We start from the raw sequence: 21892 nt of genomic DNA on the forward strand, positions 1-21892 counted from the left end.
GGCGGCCCGGGCGGACCGGACGAGCGTGCACGGGAGCGGGCGGGCGGCTTGTCCGGCCGCGCTCGGTCGGGGCCTTCCCGGCGCGGGGGCGGCGCGGGGGCGGCGCGGGCGCGGTGCGGGTGCGGCGTGGGCGTTCAGGCCGCTCTGACGTCGCGTTCCGCGACGGCGTGGGCGCAGGGGCGCTCGGGGGCCTTCCCGCGCCGGCGCAGGAATCGGGGCAGCGGGAGGGCGAGGTCGACGAAGCCCTCCGCCTGCATGGCGGCGAAGCCGATGCGGGGCAGGTCGGCCGAGGCGCGGTAGACGACGAAGCGCGGTTCCCAGCGGGGCTGGAACTTGGCGTTGAACTTGTACAGCGACTCGATCTGGAACCAGCGGGAGAGGAACACCAGCAGTCCGCGCCAGGCGCGCAGCACCGGACCCGCGCCGATCTTCTCCCCGCGCGCGAGGGCGGAACGGAACATCGCGAAGTTGAGCGAGACCCGGGTGACGCCGAACTTCGGGGCGGCCTGCAGGGCGGCGACGATGAGCAGTTCGTTCATGCCGGGGTCGGCGGCGCGGTCGCGGCGCATGAGGTCCAGCGAGACGCCGTCCTCGCCCCAGGGCACGAAGTGCAGCACCGCCTTCAGGTCGCCGTACTCGCCGGGCCGGTCGTCCCGCTTGTGGGCGGTGGCGATGAGGCAGTCGCCGTCGGTGGGGTCGCCGATGCGGCCGAGCGCCATCGAGAAGCCGCGCTCGGTGTCGGTGCCGCGCCAGTCCTCGGCGGCCCGGCGGACGCGCTCCAGTTCGGCCTCGCCCAGGTCACGGATGCGCCGCACCCGGGTTTCGTAGCCGGCCCGCTCGATGCGCTTGACCATCTGTCGTACGTTGCGCATCGCGCGTCCGGCGAGCGAGAAATCCGCCACGTCGACCACCGCCTCGTCGCCCAGTTCCAGCGCGTCCAGGCCGGTCTCGCGGGTCCAGACCTCGCCGCCCGTCTCCGAGCAGCCCATGACCGCCGGGGTCCAGGAGTGGGCCTTGGCCTCGTCCATGAAGCGCTCGATGGCGCCCGGCCACGCCTCGACGTCGCCGATGGGGTCGCCGCTGGCGAGCATGACGCCGCTGACCACGCGATAGGTGACGGCGGCCTTGCCGCTGGGCGAGAAGACGACCGCCTTGTCGCGGCGCAGCGCGAAGTGGCCGAGGGAGTCGCGGCGGCCGTGCCTGTCCAGCAGGGCACGCAGCCGGGACTCGTCCTCCTCGGTGAGGCGGGCGGCCGGGTGCTCGGGGCGGAAGGCCAGGTAGACGGTGGTGACCGCGGTCAGCCAGCCGAGCGCGCCGAGGGAGAAGGCGACCGTCCAGGAGGTGCTGCCCTGGTAGTCCACCGGGCCCTCGAAGCCGAACAGCCCGTACAGGACGTGGGTGAGCCGGTCGGCCAGACTCGGGTCGCCGATCGTCCGGTCCGGGTGGACGCTGACGATGACCAGTCCGAGGACGAGGGAACCGGCGCTCATGAGGACGAGGTTGGCGAGTGCCCGCCAGCGGCTGCGCGGGTCGGGCAGCGCCGCGAACTCGTCGCGGTGGCGCAGCAGCGGCGCCAGGAGCGCCGCCGAGATGAGCATGCCGATGAGCGAGTGCCGGTACACGAACTCCGCCGCGGCACCGGCCGGCAGCAGCGCGACCGCGGCGCGCCAGGCCCGGCGCTTGCGCCGCTTGAGTCCGTGCGCGAGCAGCAGCAACAGCACTCCGGCGCTGAGGGAGAGCGCGGCCGCGAAGGGCCCGAAGGACCCGGGCAGCACTTCGGCGATGGCGTGCATGCGGCTGTGACGGAAGCGCGGGAACACGCCCGCGGCGATGTCCAGGACGCCCACGAGGGCGCACGCCCTGGCGACGACGGCGGGGACGGCTTCGGGGCGCGGGCCGCGCAGCATGCGCCGCGCCCGGCTTGATCGGCCCGGAACCCCGCCCGACATTTCCGCATCTATCCTGACAGACATCGCATCCCGTAGTTCTGCGAGAGAGCTTGAAACCCGGTGCCGATCGGGCATCCGGCGACATTGCGCCCTCTAGGACGGTGTCTCGGGGAGAGAGGTTCACTCCCCTCCGGAAAGTCGGGTCAAAGGCCAAGGAAAGCCTCGGGCAAGTCCTCGCGAAGAAGTGTGGGCGGGTCACGGGCCAAGAGCGCGGACAGGAAACAGCCCATGGGTCTCACGAGCAACAAAGTGCTGGCGCTGGCGGTCGTCGTCGCCGTGGCGCTGTTCGTCGCCACGGTGTGGCTCTGGCCGCGGCTGGCCCGGCGGAGCTGGCGGGCCGTCGGCGGCCGCGTCGGGCTCCTGCTCGCCACCCAGCTGGCACTCTTCTGTTCCCTGGGGATCGCCGCGAACCAGGGTTTCGGCTTCTACGCGAGCTGGGCGGACCTGTTCGGCAGGGAGACCGGCCAGGGTGTCGTCGTCGACCACGCGGGGGACGGCGGCCGGGGCGGTCCGGTCGAGGTGCTGTCCAGCTCCCTGGTGCAGGGGGTGAACGGTTCCCGGGCGCGGACGGCCGGGCAGGTCCAGCAGGTCGACATCGTGGGCCGCAGGACCCGCATCGCCACTCCGGCGTACGTCTATCTGCCGCCGGAGTACTTCCAGCCGCAGTACCGCACGCGTACGTTCCCCGTGGCCGTCGTACTGACCGGCTATCCCGGTACCGCTCAGGCGCTGGTGACCAAGCTGCACTATCCGCGTACGGCGCAGACGCTGGCCAGGAGCGGCCGGATGCAGCCGATGATCCTGGTGATGCTGCGGCCGACCGTGGCGCCCCCGCGGGACACCGAGTGCGTGGACATCCCCCACGGCCCGCAGACGGAGACCTTCTTCGCCAAGGATCTGCCCGAGGCCGTCCTCGCGCACTACCGGGTGGGCAGGCGGGCCGGCAGCTGGGGCATCGTCGGCGACTCGACCGGCGGCTACTGCGCGCTGAAGCTCGCGATGCACCACCCGGACGTCTACGCGGCCGGTGCCGGTCTGTCGCCGTACTACAGAGCACCGATCGATCCCACGACCGGTGACCTCTTCCACGGTGACGCGAACCTGCGGAATCGAGCCGACCTGTGGTGGCTCCTGCGCAACGAGCCTGCGCCGGACACGTCGCTGCTCGTCACCAGCAGCAGGGTCGGCGAGCACAACTACAAGGACACGCTCGGATTCATACAGCGCGTGCAGGCCACGCACCGGACCAGGATCTCCTCGATCATCCTCGACAGCGGCGGGCACAACTTCAACACCTGGAGGCGCGAGATCCCGCCGACACTGCAGTGGCTCAGCGGGCGGTTGGTCGACCGGTGAACCGAGGGGCATCCGATGCTCCGTGAACCTCGTGGTGTGGCTGTCTTTTTACGGTGCGGGGGCCCACGGTTCGCCTACGCGCGGTAAGTTTCTGGCCATGCCACGTGGACGCCACCGCCATTCCCCGCCTTTGCACCGGCTGTTGCCCTCCTCGGTGATCGCTGGTGTCTCCGTCGTCTGCGCGCTGGGTCCTTGGGTGTTCTCCGAGGTCACGTTGGTGCGCGTGACGGCCGCGATCGCCGCGCTGACGGCGGTCGCCGGCGCGGTCGTGATGCGCCGCTGGGACGCGGAGGCGGGCAGGCAGGTCGCCGACCTCACGCGCGCGCGTGCCGGCGACGAGTGGCGCTTCGAGGAGCGGGTCGCCGAACTGGAGGCCGACCTGGAGGAGTCGCGCGAGCTGCGCACCAAGCTGGAACAGCGGCTGCGCGCCAAGCACACGGAGCTGGCCCGGCTGCGCAACGAGCACGCGTCCCTGCTGCGCCGCTACGCCACCGCGGAGACCGAGCGCGCGAGCGCCCTGGAGGGGCGCCGACTGCTGGAGATCGAGTCCACGGAGCCGTCCGGCACGCTCGCACTGCCTCCGGCGCCGACCGCGGAATCGGAGCTTTCGGAGGAAGAGCTGACGGAGTCTTCGGAGACGGAGACGGCAGTCGCTGGTACGGCGGTTGACTCCGACTCAGACTCCGACGCCGAGTCCGAGTCCCGCGCGGTGTTCTCGTCCGAGGGCGCGCGGCTCTACCTGCGTGCGGCCGGAGCGCTGGCCCGCTTCGGCCGGAACGCGTCCGCCGAGGCGGAAGCGGAGCCTGTGGAGTCCGCGGAGTTCGTGGAGTCCGAGGCGGCGGAACCGGTGTCGGTCACGTCCGAGTCCGCTGAGACGGTTCCCGCCGAGACCGCTCTCGCCGAGACTCCGGCTGCCGAGACCCCGGCCGCCGAGGCTGTGCCCGCGGAGCCCGAGGCCGTTGCCAAAGGGGTTGAGGGCGACCGCGTTCCGGAAGCCGTGACAGACGGTCCCGTCGCTTCCCCGGCCGAGGATGCTGCGCAGTCCGCGCAGTCCGCGCACTTTGCGCAGGAGAGCGAGGGGCCTGAGGCGGCCGGTATGGCCGAAGTGGCTGAAGTGACTGAAATAGCCGAAGAAGTGGCCGTTGTGGCGCCGCCCGCCGCGCCCGCCAGGTCCCAGGGCCGGCAGCCCGCCGGGCACTTCACGGTCCCGACCGCGGTGGCCGTCGTACCCGCGGCGCCCGCCCGGCGCCCGTTCGTCGAGGGCGGGTTCGACTTCTTCGGCACGCAGAAGGAGTCCGCCCCGGGGGATGCCGTGCGCAACGAGGACCTCGCGGGCGGCGTCGGCCAGGAGGCGCTGGCGCTGCACAAGGCCGGGAACGAGGCCGGGTTCAAGCCCGTCCGCGCCGGGGCGCTGGGCGTCGGCCAGGTCATCGACCTGACCGCGCACGACGAGACGGAGCAGATCGACGTGCAGCGGCTGCGTGGCGCGGCCTCCTGACCCGCAGGGACAGACCCGAGAGCCCGGCCCTCCCGCAAGGGTGAGCCGGGCTCTCGGGCGTTCCGGGGGTTTGTTCCCGCTCAGGTCATCCAGCGGTCCGGGCGGGCTTCCCTGCGGCCGATGCGGGAGCGGTCCGCCTGGGCGTACAGCAGCAGCGCGGCCTCCTCGGCGTCCCGGATGCGGGCCGTGACGGTCTGGTCGGCCCCGTTGTCCACGTGGACGCCGGCGAGCCGCCACAGGCGCTCCCAGGGGCCCTGGGTGAGCCGTACGCTCTGCACCTTCGCGTGCGGGACGAGGGACAGACTGCGGCGCAGCAGGCCGTGCCGGGCCGCGAACACCGTTTCGGTGACCGCGAGTCCGTGGCCGCGCCACCACACCGGCACACACCACCCGGCCCGCCTCGGTGGCCGGGACAGCGACGCGGGCACGGTCACGCCGGGCAGCACGCGCGCGATGACCGACTCGGCCACCGCGCGCGGGGCGACCGGCACCAGTACCGAGCCCGCGGAGCCGGCGACGTCCAGCTCCACCCGTACCCAGCCGAGCCTGCGCCACAGCAGCGGCTCCACGATCCGCACGGTCTGCACCCGCCCCGGCGGCACCGTCTCGTGCGAGCGGTCGAGCAGCCCGTGGTCGATGTGCAGGCCGTCCGGGGACTCGGCCACCGTCCAGTCGTACTCGGTGACGTACCGTCCCACGCTGCTCGCGCCCGCCGCGCCGAGCAGCGGCAGGCCGGTCGCGAGGACGGTCCACACACTGTGGGTGGCGAGCCACAGCACCGGCGGTACGACGAGGGCGGCGGCCAGGGAGATCCAGGTGGCGCCCGTCAGCACCAGGGAGATCGCCAGCTTGCCCGGGGGCACGTGCAGCAGCTCGCGTGCCGGAGCCTCGCCGACCTCCTGTGCCGCCTCGGGCGTGAAACCCGCCGCGCGCGCGAGCAGCTCCGCGCGCAGGGCACGTGCCTCCCGCTCGCCCAGGAAGGCGAGTTCGTCCTTCTTCTCGGCCCCGACGACGTCTATCCGCAGCTTGGCGACGCCCGCCACGCGCGCGAGGAGCGGGCGGGTGACGTCGATCGCCTGGATGCGCTCCAGCCGGATGTGCGCGGTGCGCCGGAACAGCAGGCCGGTGCGGATGCGCAGTTCGGTACCGGTGACCGCGAAGTGCGTGAACCACCAGGACAGGAAGCCGTACAGGCCGGCCGCCGGGACCAGCACGCTGAGCCCGACGAGGAGCATGGTGCCGGTCAGGCGTGTCAGCTGTTCCGTCGCGGCGTTCGGGTCGTGCACGGCCCATCCCGCGAGCACGGCGACCGGAGCCCATGCCCGCCGGAAGGGTGTGACGGGGTGCAGCCGGTGCTCGCGCACCTCTACGGCGGCCGGGCCCTCGGCGTGCGCGCTCGCGGCCTGTGCGTCCTGCGTGTCCTGTGCGTCCTGCGTATCCGCGTTCCCGTCCGTGCCTGGGCCCGTGTCCGCGTTGACGTCCGCGTTCACGTCCGCGTCCTTGCCGGTGCCCGGCGCCGGCACGGGCCCGGTCACAGGCCGGCCGATCGGGCCTCGCCCAGCTCGGTGAGCCGGTCGCGCAGCCGTTCCGCCTCGGCCGGCTCCAGGCCCGGGATGGTCGCGTCGGTCGCGGCGGCCGCGGTGTGAAGCTGCACTCCGGCCAGCCCGAAGTACCGCTCGACCGGCCCGGAGGTGACCTCCACCAGCTGCATCCGGCCGTACGGCACCACGGTCTCCTCACGCCACAGCACGCCCCGGCTGATCAGCAGGTCGTCGGCGCGTTCGGCGTACCGCCAGGAGCGCCAGTTGCGGCCGAGCAGCCACCAGCACCACACGGCCAGGGCGACGGGCAGCAGCGCGAAGGCCGCCCAGCCGGGCCCGGCGAGCAGGCCGAGCGGCAGCCCCACCGCGAGGGCGATCAGTACCGTCCACACCATCAGCAGCAGCCGGCGCATCCGCAGCAGACCGGGCGGCAGTCTCCGCCACGCCGGTGTGTCCGCGGTCGGCACGGTCGGTTCCGGGCTCCCCGTATCCATGGGGCCAGCGTACGTAGGGGAGACTGGATCCATGACTGCGACGGAGACCACGGTCGGCATCGGCGGTGCCGCCGAGAGCACCGACATGGTGCTCAACATCGGGCCCCAGCATCCGTCCACGCACGGTGTGCTGCGCCTTCGGCTCGTGCTGGACGGCGAGCGCATCCTGCGCGCGGAGCCGGTGATCGGCTACATGCACCGGGGCGCCGAGAAGCTCTTCGAGGCGCGCGACTACCGGCAGATCATCGTGCTCGCCAACCGCCACGACTGGCTGTCGGCGTTCTCCAACGAGCTGGGCGTCGTCCTCGCCGTGGAGCGGATGCTCGGCATGGAGGTGCCCGAGCGGGCGGTGTGGACGCGCACGCTGCTCGCCGAGCTGAACCGGGTGCTGAACCACCTGATGTTCCTCGGCTCCTACCCGCTGGAGCTGGGCGGGATCACGCCCATCTTCTACGCGTTCAACGAGCGCGAGGGGCTCCAGAACGTCATGGAGGAGGTCTCCGGCGGGCGCATGCACTACATGTTCAACCGGGTCGGCGGCCTCAAGGAGGACCTGCCGGACGGGTGGACCACACGCGCGCGCGGCGCTGTCGACGCCGTGCGCTCCCGCATGGGCGTCTTCGACGACCTGGTGCTCGGCAACGAGATCTTCCGCGGGCGTACCCGGGGAGTGGGCGTGCTCGCGTCCTCGGCCGTGCACGCCTACGGCGTGAGCGGGCCCGTCGCGCGCGCCTCGGGCGTCGACTTCGACCTGCGCCGTGACGAGCCGTACCTGGCGTACGGCGAGCTCCAGGACACGCTGAAGGTCGTCACCCGTGAGGAGGGCGACTGCCTCGCCCGCTTCGAGTGCCTGCTGGAGCAGACCCACAACGCCCTGGACCTCGCGAGCGCCTGTCTGGACCGGATCGCCGAACTGCCGCCCGGCCCGATCAACCAGCGTCTGCCCAAGGTGCTGAAGGCGCCCGAGGGGCACACCTACGCCTGGACCGAGAACCCGCTCGGGATCAACGGCTACTACCTGGTCAGCAAGGGTGAGAAGACGCCGTACCGGATGAAGCTGCGCTCGGCGTCGTACAACAACATCCAGGTGCTGAACGAGCTGCTGCCGGGGACGCTGGTGGCGGACATGGTGGCGATCCTGGGGTCGATGTTCTTCGTGGTCGGAGACATCGACAAGTAGGGCCGCCCCCGGCCCCTCGAACGCGTCGGGGCCCGGCCCTTCCGGGGCCCGGCCTCGCTCAGAGCAGCGGGTCGGGGATTCCCACCGGCTGGAGCAGCCAGCCGAAGTCGCCGAGGCCGCCCGGTGCGGTGAGCTCGGCGGCCTCGCCGGCGCTCGCGAGGGCGCGGACGTAGGCGGCGGGGTCGGTGGAGGCCAGCGCGAGCGGGGGGCGTGCGCCCGTGAGGTCCAGGGCGCGCAGGGCGTCGCGTTGCGTGAGCAGCCGGGCGGCGGGGAGCGTGCGCGCCGCCCCCTCGGGCTCGTCGGCATGTGCGCGCGCCGTACCTGCTGCTACCGCCGCCGCGCACGCGTCCAGCGCGACATGCGCCGTGATGTCGCACGACCCGTCCGGCACGGGCGCCGTCTCGCGCCCTTCCCGGAAGCCGGTGAGCGTGCCGAACGGAGGGCGCGCGTCCGCGCTGTGCGCGTAGTCCACGGCCACCGCGAGCCCCCGCGCCACCCGGTCCACGGCGTCGGCCCACGCCAGGTCCCTGGGCAGTCCGATCTCCGCGCGCAGCCCCTCCTCGGCCGGCAGCGGCCACCACCGCGCCAGCCAGTCGGCCGCGGGGCCCGTCACGGGCTCCCCGAGCCGCTCGCCGCCGTCCGTCCCGGTCAGCACCAGCCGGGCCGCCCCCGAGGCGTCCACCTCGGCGACGTCCACGGGGACGTTGTCCAGCCACTCGTTGGCGAAGAGCAGCCCGGTCACCGCCCGCGGGGGTGTGCTCAGCCAGGTGATCCGCTCGTCCAGGCCGGCCGGACGGGCGGCGATCTCCACGGCGTACCCGCGCACGCGGGCGGCCACGTCGGCCGGGAGGGCGGCGAGGACGCCGGCGACCAGCTCGCCCCGCCCGGCCCCCATGTCGACGAAGTCCAGCGTGTCCGGGTGCCCCAGCGCCTCGTCGACCCGGCACAGCAGCCTGGCCACGGCGGCGGCGAACAGCGGGGAGGCGTGCACGGACGTGCGGAAGTGCCCGGCCGGGCCCTCGGGGCGCCGGTAGAAGCCACCGGGCCCGTACAGCGCGGCCTCGGTCGCGGCCCGCCAGCCGCGCGCGCCTTCCGGTACGGCCTCGACGTCTCCCGCGGCCTCGACGCCCCCCGCGGTCCCGCGCGTCTCCGCCGTCCCGCCCTGCCCCGCCGTCCCGCCCTGCCCCACCGTCCTGGTCTCCCGCGCCGTGCCGGTCTCCCGTGCCGCGCCGGTGTTCCCCGTCCCCGTGTCCCTCGCCGTCTCATCCGTCACTGGGACAGACTAGGCACACAGGTGATCACGGCCTCCACCTTGCGGAGTACGCGGGCGAGACACGGATCGGTCCTCCGGTTGACCCCTGCACACATCCGGTTTCCCTACCCTGGGTTACGTGCAGCGCGTCTATGACTTCCTCCGCCGCCACCCGACGTGGGTCGACTGCTCCTGGGCCGTCGTCCTGCTCGGGCTCTCCGGCGTGAGCGTCGTGAACGTGGACGGCACCCCGCACCACCACGGCTCCTTCGCCGCGGCCTGGACCGTCTCCGCCGTCCTGTGCCTGGTCGTCGCCCTGCGCCGCCGCTTCCCGGAGCCGATGCTGCTGCTGGCGCTCACGACCGGACTGGCCCAGCTGATCGTGGACGTCGAGCCGATCGTCGCCGACTTCGCGATATTGGTGATCATGTACACGGTCGCCGCGGTCGGCGCCCGCTGGGCCTCCCGGCTGTCGCTCGCCGTCAGCCTGGTCGCGGCGACGCTGGCGCAGCTGCGCTGGCCGGCCGAACACACCAGCGGCCTCGGCCAGGTCGCGATCGCCGTGTTCCAGACCGTGCCGTTCGCGCTCGCCTGGGTCCTCGGCGACTCCATGCGCACCCGGCGCGCCTACTTCGCCGAGCTGGAGGAACGCGCCGCCCGCCTGGAGAAGGAGCGCGAGGCACAGGCCAAGGTCGCCGTCGCCGCCGAGCGCGCCCGGATCGCGCGCGAGCTGCACGACGTCGTCGCGCACAACGTTTCGGTCATGGTGGTCCAGGCCGACGGCGCCGCCTACGTCCTCGACGCCGCCCCCGACCAGGCGAAGAAGGCCCTGGAGACGATCTCCTCCACCGGCCGCCAGGCGCTCGCCGAGATGCGCCGCCTGCTGGGCGTGCTGCGCACCGGCGAGCACCAGGAGAGCGGGGAGTACGTCCCCCAGCCCGACGTCGAGCAGATCGACGACCTCATCGAGCAGTGCCGCACCTCCGGCCTGCCGGTCGACTTCAAGGTCGAGGGCACTCCGCGCCCGCTGCCCAGCGGGGTCGAGCTGACCGCGTACCGCATCGTGCAGGAGGCGCTCACCAACACGCGCAAGCACGGCGGCCCGAACGCGGGCGCCAGCGTGCGGCTGGTGTACTTCGACGACGGGCTCGGCCTGCTGGTCGAGGACGACGGCACGGGCGCCCCGCACGAGCTGTACGAGGAGGGCGGCGCCGACGGCCGGGGGCACGGCCTGATCGGCATGCGCGAGCGGGTCGGCATGGTCGGCGGCACCCTGGACGCGGGTCCGCGCCCGGGCGGAGGATTCCGCATCAGCGCGCTCCTGCCGCTCAAACCAGCGCACTGACGCCGCCGCACGCCCCCGGTTGACACCTGTAACACCCCCGCTGCCAGCTGTAACGCCCTGCCGAAGGCAACCGAAGCCGCCGACGGCGACCGAAGACACGGAAACGGAAGAGGACCCGATGGCGATCCGCGTGATGCTCGTCGACGACCAGGTGCTGCTGCGCACCGGGTTCCGGATGGTGCTCGCCGCCCAGCCGGACATGGAGGTCGTCGCGGAGGCGGGCGACGGCGTCGAGGCCCTCCAGGTACTGCGGGACACCTCCGTCGACGTCGTCCTGATGGACGTCCGCATGCCGAAGCTGGACGGCGTCGAGGCCACCCGGCGGATCTGCGCGGAGCCCGAACCGCCGAAGGTCCTCATCCTGACCACCTTCGACCTGGACGAGTACGCCTTCTCCGGGCTGAAGGCGGGCGCCTCCGGCTTCATGCTCAAGGACGTGCCGCCCGGCGAGCTGCTGACCGCGATCCGAGCCGTGCACAGCGGCGACGCGGTCGTGGCCCCCTCCACCACCCGGCGCCTGCTGGACCGGTTCGCGCCGATGCTGCCCGCCGCCGGCAAGGAGCCCCAGTACAAGGAACTGGAACGGCTCACCGACCGCGAGCGCGAGGTCATGGTGCTGGTCGCGCAGGGCCTGTCGAACGGCGAGATCGCCGCCCGCCTGGTCCTGTCCGAGGCGACCGTGAAGACCCACGTGGGCCGCATCCTGACCAAGCTCGGCCTGCGGGACCGGGTGCAGGTGGTGGTCCTGGCGTACGAGACCGGTCTGGTGCGGGCCGGCGGACACGGCTGACGCGCCGCGCGGCCGTCGGTAGGGTGCGCGCATGCTCCTGTGGATCAACGGCCCCTTCGGGGGCGGCAAGACACAGACCGCACACGAGATCCAGCGACGGCTGCCGGGCAGCGTGATCTGCGACCCCGAGCATCCAGGTTTCGGTCTCCATCGCATGCTGCCGCCCGAACTGCGCGGAGACTTCCAGGACCTGGCGTCCTGGCGGCAGGGCGTCGTCGAGGTCCTCGACCTCGCCCTGACCCGGCACGAGGGCGTGGTGATCGCCCCCATGACGGTCACCGACTCCGCCCACTTCGCCGACACCGTGGGCAGGCTGGGCGAACTCGGTCACGACGTACGGCACTTCACGCTCCTCGCCGAGCGGGAGACGGTGCTGCGGCGGCTGCGCGAGCGCGGCCTCGGGCGTCTGCTCCGGCGCAGCGCCGGAAAGAGTGCCGCTCCGGCCCGGGAGAGCTGGGCGGTACGGCGGCTCGACCACTGCCTGGAGCGGTTGCGTGAACCGGAGTTCGCCGAGCATCTGTGGACCGACCGGTCCACCGTGCCGAAGACCGCGGACCGCATCGCCGTCCTGGCCGGGCTGACGCTGCGGCCCAACAACGAGGGCGCGCTGCGGACGCGGCTGAGGCAGGTGCGGGTGGGGCTGCGGCACATCCGGTTCGACTGAGGCCGGAGGGCGGCCGGGATAGGTCGTGTCCGCAAAGTCAGCGCAGGACGCCCTCGATGAAGTCGCTGCCCAGTCGCGCCACCGCCGACAGGTCCAGCTGGTGCTGGACGTAGCGGCCGCGCCGGCTGCTGGTGATCAGGCCCGCCTTCTTCAGCACCGACAGGTGCCGGGATATCTCCGGGGCCGACAGGCCGTGCGCGTCGGCCAGTTCGCTCGTGCTGTGCGGCCCGCGCGCCAGGTGGCGGCACAGTCGCAGCCGTGCCGGATGGGCGAGCGCCTCCAGGCGGCGGGTGAGCTGCTCGACGGTCGGCGCTTGCGGCCGTGAGGCCTGGGCGGGGTAGGTGATCGAGGCCTGCCAGCCGTACCGGTGCAGGACCATCACGTGCGGCCAGCCGACACTGGTCGGCACCAGGACCAGGCCGCCGTCGCCGGTGGCCGTGCGACCGTTCAGGAGCTTGTCGACCGTGACGAGGCCGGTCTCCTCGTCCAGCGACACGGCACCGGAGAGCGAGGAGAGGGCCTCGGCGAGGCCCTTGCGGCGCAGCAGCTCGGTCTTGTGCCGGGCGTCCGCGGCGAGCTGGGGCTGGATCCGCGCCCACAGGTCGGCGAAGAACGCCTCGTCGCAGTCGAGCATCAGCTGCCGGAACCAGGTGCGGACGGACGCCGGGTCCTCCAGCAGCCGACGGGTGAACCGCTCCTGTACGGTGCCCCGCGCCGCGGCCAGCTCCAGGGCGCGGCGGCGCAGGTCGGGGTCCTCCAGGGGGCCGTCCTCCTGGAGGTGGTAGCGGTTCTGGCAGGTGAACTCCAGTGCCGCGAAGACGAACTGGCTGTCCGTCAGGGTGTCCAGCAGGTCCAGCTCCTCGGCGAGCGTGCCGCCCGGAAGCGCGCGCCGGCCGGGGATGCCGGCGAACGGGGCGAAGACATCGGAGAACGTCGTACGCCACAGGAAGTCCGCCTCGCACAGCCGGTCGGCCAGGCACGGGTCCAGCCGGGAGGAGACGGCGGTCGCCCAGCCCTGCAGCTCCGGGTGATGGCCGGGCTCGCTGAGCGCGTGCAGGGCCATCCCCAGCTCCGCCAGCGGAGAGGGCACGACGGAGACCCGCTCCAGCGGCAGCCCGGTGACGTCGATGATCACGCTCATGTCCCCATGGTGCACCCGGCCACCGACAGTGCCCGCGCCGATTGACGCCAGCTGTCAATCCACGGGACATCCACCCCGGTCAGGAGCAATCTGAAGATCACCGGGGCGCCGCGGAGCCCGATCGGTCAGCGATCAGTTCACGTCCCGAGGGAGCGATTCACCATGAGCATCACGCAGCAGCACCTCCTCGACACCTACCGCGCCCGTCTGCACGGCGAGCCCGAGCCGCCCGCGCCGGGCCGCCACGATCTCGACCTGGTGCGTGAACTGCGCGACCACCGCCGCTTTCGCGCGGTCGTCGCCGGACGCCCGGCCCGGGGGCGGCTCCGGCACGCGCTGGACCGCTGGCTGCGACCCCGCGTGCTGTAGCCGCGCGCCGCTCACGAACGGGGCCGCGCCTCGTCCCGCAGACGTTCGGCGAAGGCGGCGACCGCGTCGCGTACGTCGTCCGCCGTCCACTCCAGGCCCGCCGCGCGGACCGTGACCTCGGTCCAGGCCAGGCCCGGGCCGCCGGACTGCCAGCCGTTGGCGAACAGCAGCGTGCCGGTCTCCTCGCCCTGGCGCAACGCCGCCTCGGCCACCACGTCGACGTCGTACGGCAGCCAGACCTGGAACTCGTAGGTGTGCGGCACCTCGGGGTGCACCCGCGCCCACGGCAGCCCGGCCGCGGCGAACCCCTCGCGCAGCGCGGCGGCGACCACGCGCGCGTGCCGCACGTAGTCGGGCAGGCGCGGCAACTCCCGGTCGAGGCCGACGAGCGCCGACAGCGCGGTCGGGAACTGCTGGAAGACCATGCCGCCGTACCGGTGCCGCCAGGTCTTGGCCTCGTCGATCAGGCTCGCGGGGCCGGCCAGGGCGGCGCCGCCGAAGCCGTCGAGGGACTTGTAGAACGACACGTAGACGCTGTCGGCCAGACCCGCGATCTCGTCCAGGGGGCGGCCGAAGTGGGTGATGCTCTCCCACAGGCGCGCGCCGTCGAAGTGCACCACCGCGTCGCGCTCCCGGGCCGCCTCGACGGCCTCCGTCAGCTCCTCCCACGTCGGCAGCACGAAACCGGCGTCCCTGAGGGGCAGTTCCAGCATGAGCGCCCCGAAGGGCTCGGGGAACTCGCGTATCTCCTCGGCCGTGGGCAGCCGGGGCTCGCTCGTCACATGGACCGGCCGCAGGCCGCTGACCTGGCTGAAGGCGTGCCGTTCGTGCACCTCGGGGTGGGAGAGCGGGTGCAGGGCCACCGTGGGGTCGCCGGTGCGGGCGGCCCAGCAGCGCAGGGCCACCTGCTGGGCCATCGTGCCGGTCGGGAAGAACGCTGCGGACTCCGTGCCCAGCAGCGCGGCGACCCGTTCCTCCAGGGCGGCCACGATCCGGTTGCCGTAGATGTCCGCGCGCTCGTCCAGGTCGTACACCTCGGGCCCCGCCTCCTGGAGCCAGGCGAGCCGTTCGCGGATCGTGTCCCGCGCGCCCGCGCGGGACAGGACACGCCGAGCGGCGCGGTGGGCGGCCGCGCGCCGCTCCAGCACCGACTGCTCCTCGTCCTGCCCGCCCAGGGGCTCGGTCGTGTCGCTCACGTCCCGCTCGGCGGCGCCGCCGTCTTCCCGCTCAGCCGTATCGGCGCTGATGTCCCGTTCAGCCGTATCGCTCATGCGCGCGATCATGCCGTGCCGACGTCCACGCGGGCACCGGAATTTCCGTGCCGCGAACGGCTGTGTCAAGCATCCGTCCGCCCCGTGGCGAAACCCACAGCCTGTGGACAACCGGCTGCCTCCCCACCCGATAGCGTTAACATGACGAGAAATCGTCCGGTACCCAGAGCGGACTGGAACGGGAAGGCCTCCGTCGCGTGAGTACAGTCCACCAGTCAGACATCAAGGACCGCCCCGCGCGGCTCACCGTGGGCGTCGTCGGCGCCGGACGCGTGGGCCCCGCCCTGGCCGCGTCCCTCCAGCTCGCCGGACACCACCCGGTGGCCGTGTCCGGAGTCTCCGACGCCTCCCGCAGGCGCGCGGAGGCGATGCTCCCCGGCGTCCCGCTGGTGACGCCCGCCGAGGTCCTCCAGCGCGCCGACCTGGTCCTGCTGACCGTGCCCGACGACACCCTGCCCGGCCTGGTCGCCGGTCTAGCCGAGACCGGCGCGGTACGGCCGGGCCAGCTGCTGGTGCACACCTCCGGCCGCTACGGCACCGCGGTGCTCGACCCCGCCCTGCGCGCCGGCGCGCTGCCGCTCGCGCTGCACCCTGCGATGACCTTCACCGGCACCCCCGTGGACGTCCAGCGCCTGGCCGGCTGTTCCTTCGGCGTGACCGCGCCCGAGCAGCTGCGGCTGGCCGCCGAGGCCCTGGTCGTCGAGATGGGCGGCGAGCCGGAGTGGATCAGCGAGGAGAACCGCCCGCTGTACCACGCGGCCCTCGCCCTCGGCTCCAACCACCTGATCACCCTGGTCGCCCAGTCCATGGAGCTGCTGCGCGCGGCCGGTGTCGACGCCCCCGACCGCATGCTCGGCCCGCTGCTCGGCGCCGCCCTGGACAACGCCCTGCGCTCCGGCGACGCGGCGCTCACCGGGCCCGTCGCGCGCGGAGACGCCGGCACGGTCTCCGCGCACATCACCGAGCTGCGCAAGCACGCCCCGGGGACCGTCGAGGGCTACCTGGCGATGGCCCGCGCGACGGCCGACCGCGCGCTCGCGGGCGGCCTGCTCAAGCCGGAACTGGCCGAGGACCTGCTGGGGGTACTCGCCAGGGGCACGAACCCGACGGGCCCGAACCCGACCGACAACGAGGAAGACCGATGAGCCGCCGCCCCTTCGAACTCGCACCCACGGTCGAGGACCTGAAGTACGTGTACGACCACAGCGCGGTGCCGGGGCGCACCGCCGTCGTCATGACCATGGGCGCCCTGCACGAGGGCCACGCGGCCCTGATCAGGGCGGCGCGCGAGCGCGTCGGCGACCAGGGCTTCGTGATCGTCACCGTCTTCGTCAACCCGCTCCAGTTCGGCGCCGGCGAGGACCTCGACCGCTACCCGCGCACCCTGGACGCCGACCTGAAGACCGCCGAGCAGGCGGGCGCGGACGTGGTGTTCGCCCCTTCGGCGGACGAGGTCTACCCCGGCGGCGAACCCCAGGTGCGCCTCTCCGCGGGCCCCATGGGCGAGCGCCTGGAAGGGACCTCGCGCCCCGGCCACTTCGACGGGATGCTCACCGTCGTCGCCAAACTGCTGCACCTCACCCGGCCCGACGTGGCCCTGTTCGGGCAGAAGGACGCCCAGCAGCTGGCGCTGATCCGGCGCATGGCGCGCGACCTGAACTTCGGGGTCGAGATCGTCGGCGTGCCGACCGTGCGCGAGGAGGACGGACTGGCCCTGTCCAGCCGCAACCGCTACCTCTCGCCCGAGGAGCGCCACACCGCCCTCGCCCTGTCCCGCGCCCTGTTCGCCGGCCGCGACCGGCACGCCGCGCAGGAGGCGCTGCGCGCGCGGGCCCGTGAAGTGCCCTCCACGCACGCGCGTGCCGAGGCGCTGAGCGCCATAGGGGAGTCCCGCGCGGCGGCCGACGCGCACGCCGTGGCCACGGCAGTGCCCGGCGGCCCGGCGACCGTCCGCGCGGCCGCCCGTCAGGTCCTGGACGAGGCCGCCCGCATCGACCCGCCGCTGCGCCTGGACTACCTCGCCCTGGTCGACCCGTCCGACTTCACCGAGATCGGCGACGCCTTCGACGGTGAGGCCGTCCTCGTCGTCGCCGCCCGGGTCGGCGCGACCCGGCTGATCGACAACATCCCCCTCACCTTCGGATCACTCGGAGCCGCCTCATGACCGGCACCGGCATACGACTGCACGCGCCCGCCCCCGGCTGGGCCCTCTCCGCCGACGTGGTCGTCGTCGGCTCGGGAGTGGCCGGTCTGACCGCCGCCCTGCGCTGCGAGGCGGCCGGCCTGAGGACGGTCGTCGTCACCAAGGCCCGCCTCGACGACGGCTCCACCCGCTGGGCCCAGGGCGGCATCGCCGCCGCCATCGGCGAGGGCGACACCCCCGAACAGCACCTCACGGACACCCTGGTGGCGGGCGCGGGACTGTGCGACGAGGAGGCCGTGCGCATCCTCGTCACCGAGGGACCGGACGCCCTACGGCGGCTGATCTCCACCGGCGCCCACTTCGACACCGACGACGACGGCGGCATCCAGCTCACCCGCGAGGGCGGCCACCACCGGCGCCGGATCGCCCACGCGGGCGGCGACGCGACCGGTGCGGAGATCTCCCGGGCGCTCGTGGAGGCCGTACGCGCGCGCGGGCTGCGCACCATCGAGAACGCGCTCGTGCTGGACCTGCTGACCGACGCCGACGGCCGTACGGCCGGCGTCACCCTGCACGTGATGGGCGAGGGCCAGCACGACGGCGTGGGCGCCGTGCACGCCCCCGCGGTCGTCCTCGCCACCGGCGGCATGGGCCAGGTGTACTCCGCGACCACCAACCCGTCCGTCTCCACGGGCGACGGCGTGGCGCTGGCGCTGCGCGCGGGCGCGGAGCTGAGCGACCTGGAGTTCGTGCAGTTCCACCCGACCGTGCTGTTCCTCGGCACGGACGCGGAGGGCCAGCAGCCGCTGGTCTCCGAGGCGGTACGCGGCGAGGGCGCCCACCTGGTCGACGCCGACGGCGTGCGCTTCATGGTGGGCCAGCACGAACTGGCCGAGCTGGCGCCCCGGGACATCGTCGCCAAGGGCATCACGCGGCGCATGCAGGAGCAGGGCGCCGAGCACATGTACCTCGACGCCCGGCACTTCGGCGCCGACATGTGGGAGCACCGCTTCCCGACCATCCTGGCCGCCTGCCGCGCCCACGGCATCGACCCGGTCACCGAGCCGATCCCGGTCGCCCCGGCCGCCCACTACGCCTCCGGCGGCGTCCGCACCGACGCGCGGGGGCGTACGACCGTCCCCGGCCTGTACGCGTGCGGCGAGGTCGCCTGCACCGGTGTGCACGGAGCCAACCGGCTGGCCTCCAACTCCCTGCTCGAAGGTCTGGTCTACGCCGAGCGCATCGCCGCCGACATCATCGCGGTGCACGCCGGGAACGGCCTGCACGCGCGCGTGCCCCAGCCGGTCCCGCACCCCGAGACGCCCGAGCACCCGCTGCTCGGCGCCGAGGCCCGCTTCGCCATCCAGCGGATCATGACCAGGGGCGCGGGCGTGCTGCGCTCGGCGGACTCCCTGAACGGGGCCGCCGAGCGGCTGCGGAGCCTGCACGACGAGGCCCGTGAGGCGCTGGAGGACAACGGCAAGACCGCCGAGCCCGGCGTCGACACCTGGGAGGCCACCAACCTCCTGTGCGTGGCCCGCGTCCTGGTCGCCGCGGCCCGGCTGCGCGAGGAGACCCGCGGCTGTCACTGGCGCGAGGACCGCGCCGAGCGCGACGACACCCACTGGCGGCGTCATATCGTCGTACGGCTCGAACCGGACCGGTCGCCGGCCGTACGCACCACGGACACCGCGGACTTCCCCGCGACCCTCCCCGTGCCCCCGGCACCGGCCGGTCAGGGAGGCACCCCCATCAGCCCCGTCCCCAGGAGCAGTGAACAGTGAGCACCGACGACCTTCCCCTCGTCCCCACCGGCGGCTGCGGTGACGGCTGCGCCTGCGGAGCCGAAGGCGACGAGGAGTACCTGGAGTGCGGGCTCGACCCCGCGCTCGTCGAACTGCTGGCCGAAGCGGGCCTCGACCCCATCGAGGTCGAGGACATCGCCAACGTCTCCGTCCAGGAGGACCTGGCCGGCGGCCTGGACGTGACGACCGTCGCGACCATCCCCGAGGACGCCGTCGCCACCGGCGACTTCACCGCGCGCGAGGCCGGTGTGGTCGCGGGTCTGCGGGTCGCCGAGGCCGTGCTCTCCGTGGTCTGCACGGACGAGTTCGAGGTCGAGCGGCACGTCGAGGACGGCGACCGCGTGGAGGCCGGGCAGAAGCTGCTGTCGGTCACCACGCGCACCCGTGACCTGCTCACCGCCGAGCGCAGCGCGCTGAACATCCTGTGCCGCCTGTCCGGCATCGCGACCGCCACGCGCGCGTGGGCGGACGCCCTGGAGGGGAGCCGGTCCCGGGTGCGCGACACCCGCAAGACCACCCCGGGTCTCAGGTCGCTGGAGAAGTACGCCGTGCGCTGCGGCGGCGGCGTCAACCACCGCATGTCGCTGTCCGACGCCGCCCTGGTCAAGGACAACCACGTGGTCGCCGCCGGCGGTGTCGCGCAGGCCTTCAAGGCCGTACGGGAGGCCTTCCCGGAGCTTGCGGTCGAGGTCGAGGTCGACACCCTGCACCAGCTGCGCGAGGCGGTCGACGCGGGCGCCGACCTGATCCTGCTGGACAACTTCACGCCCGGCGAGTGCGAGGAGGCTGTCGGCATCGTGGGCGGACGGGCCGAGCTGGAGGCCTCCGGCCGGCTCACGCTGGACAACGCCCGCGCCTACGCCGAGACCGGCGTGGACTTCCTGGCCGTCGGCGCCCTCACCCACTCCTCGCCGATCCTGGACATCGGCCTGGACCTGCGCGAGGCGGAGTAAAGGCCCATGCTGCTCACGATCGACGTCGGCAACACGCACACCGTTCTCGGCCTGTTCGACGGCGAGGACATCGTCGAGCACTGGCGCATCTCCACGGACGCGCGCCGCACGGCGGACGAGCTGGCGGTGCTGCTGCAGGGCCTGATGGGCATGCACCCGCTGCTCGGCGACGAGCTGGGCGACGGCATCGACGGCATCGCCATCTGCGCGACCGTGCCGTCGGTGCTGCACGAGCTGCGCGAGGTCACCCGGCGCTACTACGGCGACGTGCCCGCGATGCTGGTCGAGCCGGGGGTGAAGACGGGCGTGCCGATCCTCACCGACAACCCCAAGGAGGTCGGCGCCGACCGGATCATCAACACGGTCGCGGCCGTCGAGCTGTACGGCGGCCCGGCGATCGTCGTCGACTTCGGTACGGCCACGACGTTCGACGCGGTCTCCGCGCGCGGGGAGTACGTCGGCGGGGTCATCGCGCCCGGCATCGAGATCTCCGTGGAGGCGCTCGGCGTCAAGGGCGCCCAGCTGCGCAAGATCGAGGTGGCCAGGCCGCGCAGCGTGATCGGCAAGAACACGGTGGAGGCCATGCAGGCGGGCATCGTGTACGGGTTCGCCGGGCAGGTCGACGGAGTGGTGAGCCGGATGGCCAGGGAGCTGGCCGACGACCCGGACGACGTCACGGTGATCGCCACGGGCGGGCTCGCGCCGATGGTGCTGGGCGAGGCCTCGGTGATCGACGAGCACCAGCCCTGGCTGACCCTGATCGGCCTGCGGCTGGTGTACGAGCGGAACGTGTCCCGTATGTAGCGGAACGTGTCCCGCACGCGAAGGAAATCCGGCGCCCCTCGTGAGCGCCGGATTTCTCTTTCACGTCCCGGGCTCTTTTCACCCGCGCTTTCACAGCGTCACGCGCGCTTTCGCACGGGTGACGGTCGCGGTACGCGCTTTCCCCGCGTTCCGCCCGCCTTCCCGCCCGCACCCGCCCTTCCCCGCACCGCACTCGCTTTCCTGTCGCGCCCACCCGCCTCCCGCGTTCACCCGTGCGAGGGTGAGCCCGGTGGTGGACGACCCCGGTCGGGCGAACCTCGGCGACGACACGCGCCGACACAACGCGCCGATCTGTCACTTTTGTCCGATTAGCGGTAGCGTCGCCGCATGCCCACGCCATACGGATCCCGCGGCGGCATGGCGTTCGGCGCGGAGGAGCTGCGCGTGCTCCGCCGCGCCCTCGCCCTCGCCCTTCACCCCGGCCAAGTCCGCGCCGAAGACGTCCAGGACTGCTTCCGCCTCGCCGACTCGCTCGACGAGGCGCTGCGTGAGGCGGCCAGGCTGCGCGCCTTCCTGATCGCCGACCTCGGCCGGTACCGCGCCGCCCTGCCGGGCACCGCCGCCGGGTACCTCGCCCTTCTGGAGGAGGCGCTGGGCGCCGGTCACCGGCCGACGCCGGACGACCTCGCCGCACTCCGCGCGCTGCGCGGGAACCCCGCGGCCGCGGCCCTGCTGGACCGCTGCCGGTCGCTGACCGAGCGGGACGTGCGGGCCCGCTTCGCCCACGGCGCGCGTACCGTCCCGGCCCCCGCCGTCCCGGCCTCCCGGACCCGCCTGCTGGCCCTCCCGGGGGGCGCGGGCGAGGCCCGGGCCACCGGTGCCGAGGGCACGGAGAAACCCGCTCAGAAGCCCGTCCAGAAGCCCGGCCGGACCCCCTCGGGCACCCCCGGAGGGCGCCCGGACGCCGATCCGGAGGCCCCGAAGCGGCCCATCCCGACCCCGGGCGAGGTCTTCCCGCGCCGCAAGCCGCCGGCGTCGTCGGCGGACCCGGCGCCGGACCGGCAGCTCGCCGCCGGCTGAAACGCCGGTTCGCCCACCCCGCCCCTTTCGCCCCCTCCCGCGTGGCTACTCTGGAGCCATGGACTACGTCTCCGCGCTCGTGCCCCCGGTCGTCATGGCCGTGTTCTTCATCGGTGTGGTCAGGGTGATCGTGAAGACCCAGGGCGGGGCCGCCAAGGCCAAGGAGGACGCGGCCGTCGACGCCGCCCTCGCGCGCACCGACAGCGCGGCCTCCGCGGGCGACGCCTGACCCTCCCGGCCCGCCGTCACGGCGTACGACTCGCCGCACCTCTGGTGCCACCCCGAGTCGTACGCCC

20 protein-coding genes are annotated in these 21892 nt (G+C 73.4%); 14 read left to right on the top strand and 6 right to left on the bottom strand.

The window, feature by feature from the left end; translation table 11 throughout:
* Window positions 1-134: 134 nt before the first annotated feature.
* Window positions 135-1949 carry a phosphatidylglycerol lysyltransferase domain-containing protein gene (locus OIB37_RS20685; RefSeq protein WP_330459092.1) on the bottom strand — a complete coding sequence of 605 codons (1815 nt, stop codon included), beginning with the start codon at window positions 1947-1949 and terminating at the stop codon, window positions 135-137.
* 228 nt (window positions 1950-2177) lie between these two features.
* Here OIB37_RS20685 and OIB37_RS20690 point away from each other — a divergent pair, with 228 nt between their 5' ends.
* Both OIB37_RS20690 and OIB37_RS20695 read left to right on the top strand, forming a co-directional pair.
* Window positions 2178-3305, top strand: a complete 1128-nt coding sequence (locus OIB37_RS20690) for an alpha/beta hydrolase (RefSeq protein ID WP_330459093.1) — start codon at window positions 2178-2180, stop codon at window positions 3303-3305.
* Window positions 3306-3402: 97 nt separating this feature from the next.
* On the top strand, window positions 3403-4803 hold the full coding sequence (locus tag OIB37_RS20695; protein WP_330459094.1) for a hypothetical protein: 1401 nt from the start codon (window positions 3403-3405) through the stop codon (window positions 4801-4803).
* Window positions 4804-4883: 80 nt separating this feature from the next.
* Here OIB37_RS20695 and OIB37_RS20700 read toward each other — a convergent pair whose 3' ends face one another.
* Entirely contained in the window at window positions 4884-6167 is a 1284-nt protein-coding gene (locus tag OIB37_RS20700; RefSeq protein ID WP_330461911.1) for a PH domain-containing protein, read from the bottom strand.
* A 167-nt stretch (window positions 6168-6334) separates the two neighbouring features.
* Window positions 6335-6838: a PH domain-containing protein gene (locus tag OIB37_RS20705; protein ID WP_330459095.1), complete on the bottom strand. Its 504-nt coding sequence runs from the start codon at window positions 6836-6838 to the stop codon at window positions 6335-6337.
* A 31-nt stretch (window positions 6839-6869) separates the two neighbouring features.
* Here OIB37_RS20705 and OIB37_RS20710 point away from each other — a divergent pair, with 31 nt between their 5' ends.
* Window positions 6870-8018: an NADH-quinone oxidoreductase subunit D gene (locus OIB37_RS20710; RefSeq protein ID WP_330459096.1), complete on the top strand. Its 1149-nt coding sequence runs from the start codon at window positions 6870-6872 to the stop codon at window positions 8016-8018.
* Window positions 8019-8076: 58 nt separating this feature from the next.
* Here OIB37_RS20710 and OIB37_RS20715 read toward each other — a convergent pair whose 3' ends face one another.
* Window positions 8077-9072 (bottom strand): SAM-dependent methyltransferase, encoded by a 996-nt coding sequence (locus OIB37_RS20715; protein ID WP_330461912.1) that lies wholly within the window; start codon window positions 9070-9072, stop codon window positions 8077-8079.
* A 337-nt stretch (window positions 9073-9409) separates the two neighbouring features.
* Here OIB37_RS20715 and OIB37_RS20720 point away from each other — a divergent pair, with 337 nt between their 5' ends.
* The 3 genes from OIB37_RS20720 to OIB37_RS20730 all read left to right on the top strand — a co-directional run bounded on the left by OIB37_RS20720 (window position 9410) and on the right by OIB37_RS20730 (window position 12069).
* Entirely contained in the window at window positions 9410-10615 is a 1206-nt protein-coding gene (locus tag OIB37_RS20720) for a sensor histidine kinase (RefSeq protein WP_330459097.1), read from the top strand.
* 118 nt (window positions 10616-10733) lie between these two features.
* A complete protein-coding gene (locus tag OIB37_RS20725) occupies window positions 10734-11405 on the top strand; it encodes a response regulator transcription factor (protein WP_330459098.1) in 672 nt (223 codons plus the stop codon).
* Window positions 11406-11436: 31 nt separating this feature from the next.
* A complete protein-coding gene (locus tag OIB37_RS20730) occupies window positions 11437-12069 on the top strand; it encodes an AAA family ATPase (protein ID WP_330459099.1) in 633 nt (210 codons plus the stop codon).
* Between the two features lie 37 nt (window positions 12070-12106).
* Here the strand turns inward: OIB37_RS20730 and OIB37_RS20735 are convergent, their stop codons facing one another.
* Window positions 12107-13210 carry a DUF5937 family protein gene (locus OIB37_RS20735; protein WP_330459100.1) on the bottom strand — a complete coding sequence of 368 codons (1104 nt, stop codon included), beginning with the start codon at window positions 13208-13210 and terminating at the stop codon, window positions 12107-12109.
* Window positions 13211-13372: 162 nt separating this feature from the next.
* Here OIB37_RS20735 and OIB37_RS20740 point away from each other — a divergent pair, with 162 nt between their 5' ends.
* On the top strand, window positions 13373-13579 hold the full coding sequence (locus tag OIB37_RS20740; protein WP_330459101.1) for a hypothetical protein: 207 nt from the start codon (window positions 13373-13375) through the stop codon (window positions 13577-13579).
* Between the two features lie 11 nt (window positions 13580-13590).
* On the opposite strand, the gene OIB37_RS20745 is transcribed toward OIB37_RS20740, so the two are convergent.
* Entirely contained in the window at window positions 13591-14850 is a 1260-nt protein-coding gene (locus OIB37_RS20745; RefSeq protein WP_443058181.1) for a threonine aldolase family protein, read from the bottom strand.
* 197 nt (window positions 14851-15047) lie between these two features.
* Between OIB37_RS20745 and OIB37_RS20750 the strand changes: the two genes are divergently transcribed.
* The 7 genes from OIB37_RS20750 to OIB37_RS20780 all read left to right on the top strand — a co-directional run bounded on the left by OIB37_RS20750 (window position 15048) and on the right by OIB37_RS20780 (window position 21825).
* A complete protein-coding gene (locus tag OIB37_RS20750; protein WP_330459103.1) occupies window positions 15048-15995 on the top strand; it encodes a Rossmann-like and DUF2520 domain-containing protein in 948 nt (315 codons plus the stop codon).
* Window positions 15992-17014, top strand: a complete 1023-nt coding sequence (panC, locus tag OIB37_RS20755; protein WP_330459104.1) for a pantoate--beta-alanine ligase — start codon at window positions 15992-15994, stop codon at window positions 17012-17014. The genes OIB37_RS20750 and panC overlap by 4 nt, the downstream gene beginning before the upstream one ends.
* Window positions 17011-18777, top strand: coding sequence for an L-aspartate oxidase (locus OIB37_RS20760; protein WP_330459105.1), 1767 nt, complete (start codon window positions 17011-17013; stop codon window positions 18775-18777). Before panC ends, OIB37_RS20760 begins: the two co-directional genes overlap by 4 nt.
* Window positions 18774-19751, top strand: a complete 978-nt coding sequence (nadC, locus tag OIB37_RS20765; protein ID WP_330459106.1) for a carboxylating nicotinate-nucleotide diphosphorylase — start codon at window positions 18774-18776, stop codon at window positions 19749-19751. Before OIB37_RS20760 ends, nadC begins: the two co-directional genes overlap by 4 nt.
* A 6-nt stretch (window positions 19752-19757) precedes the next feature.
* Window positions 19758-20555 (top strand): type III pantothenate kinase, encoded by a 798-nt coding sequence (locus tag OIB37_RS20770; RefSeq protein WP_330459107.1) that lies wholly within the window; start codon window positions 19758-19760, stop codon window positions 20553-20555.
* Between the two features lie 378 nt (window positions 20556-20933).
* Complete coding sequence (locus OIB37_RS20775; protein WP_330461913.1) at window positions 20934-21596, top strand: hypothetical protein; 663 nt, start codon at window positions 20934-20936, stop codon at window positions 21594-21596.
* A gap of 58 nt (window positions 21597-21654) precedes the next feature.
* Complete coding sequence (locus OIB37_RS20780; RefSeq protein ID WP_330459108.1) at window positions 21655-21825, top strand: hypothetical protein; 171 nt, start codon at window positions 21655-21657, stop codon at window positions 21823-21825.
* Window positions 21826-21892 lie beyond the last annotated feature (67 nt).

Source organism: Streptomyces sp. NBC_00820, assembly GCF_036347055.1.
Lineage (GTDB): Bacteria > Actinomycetota > Actinomycetes > Streptomycetales > Streptomycetaceae > Streptomyces.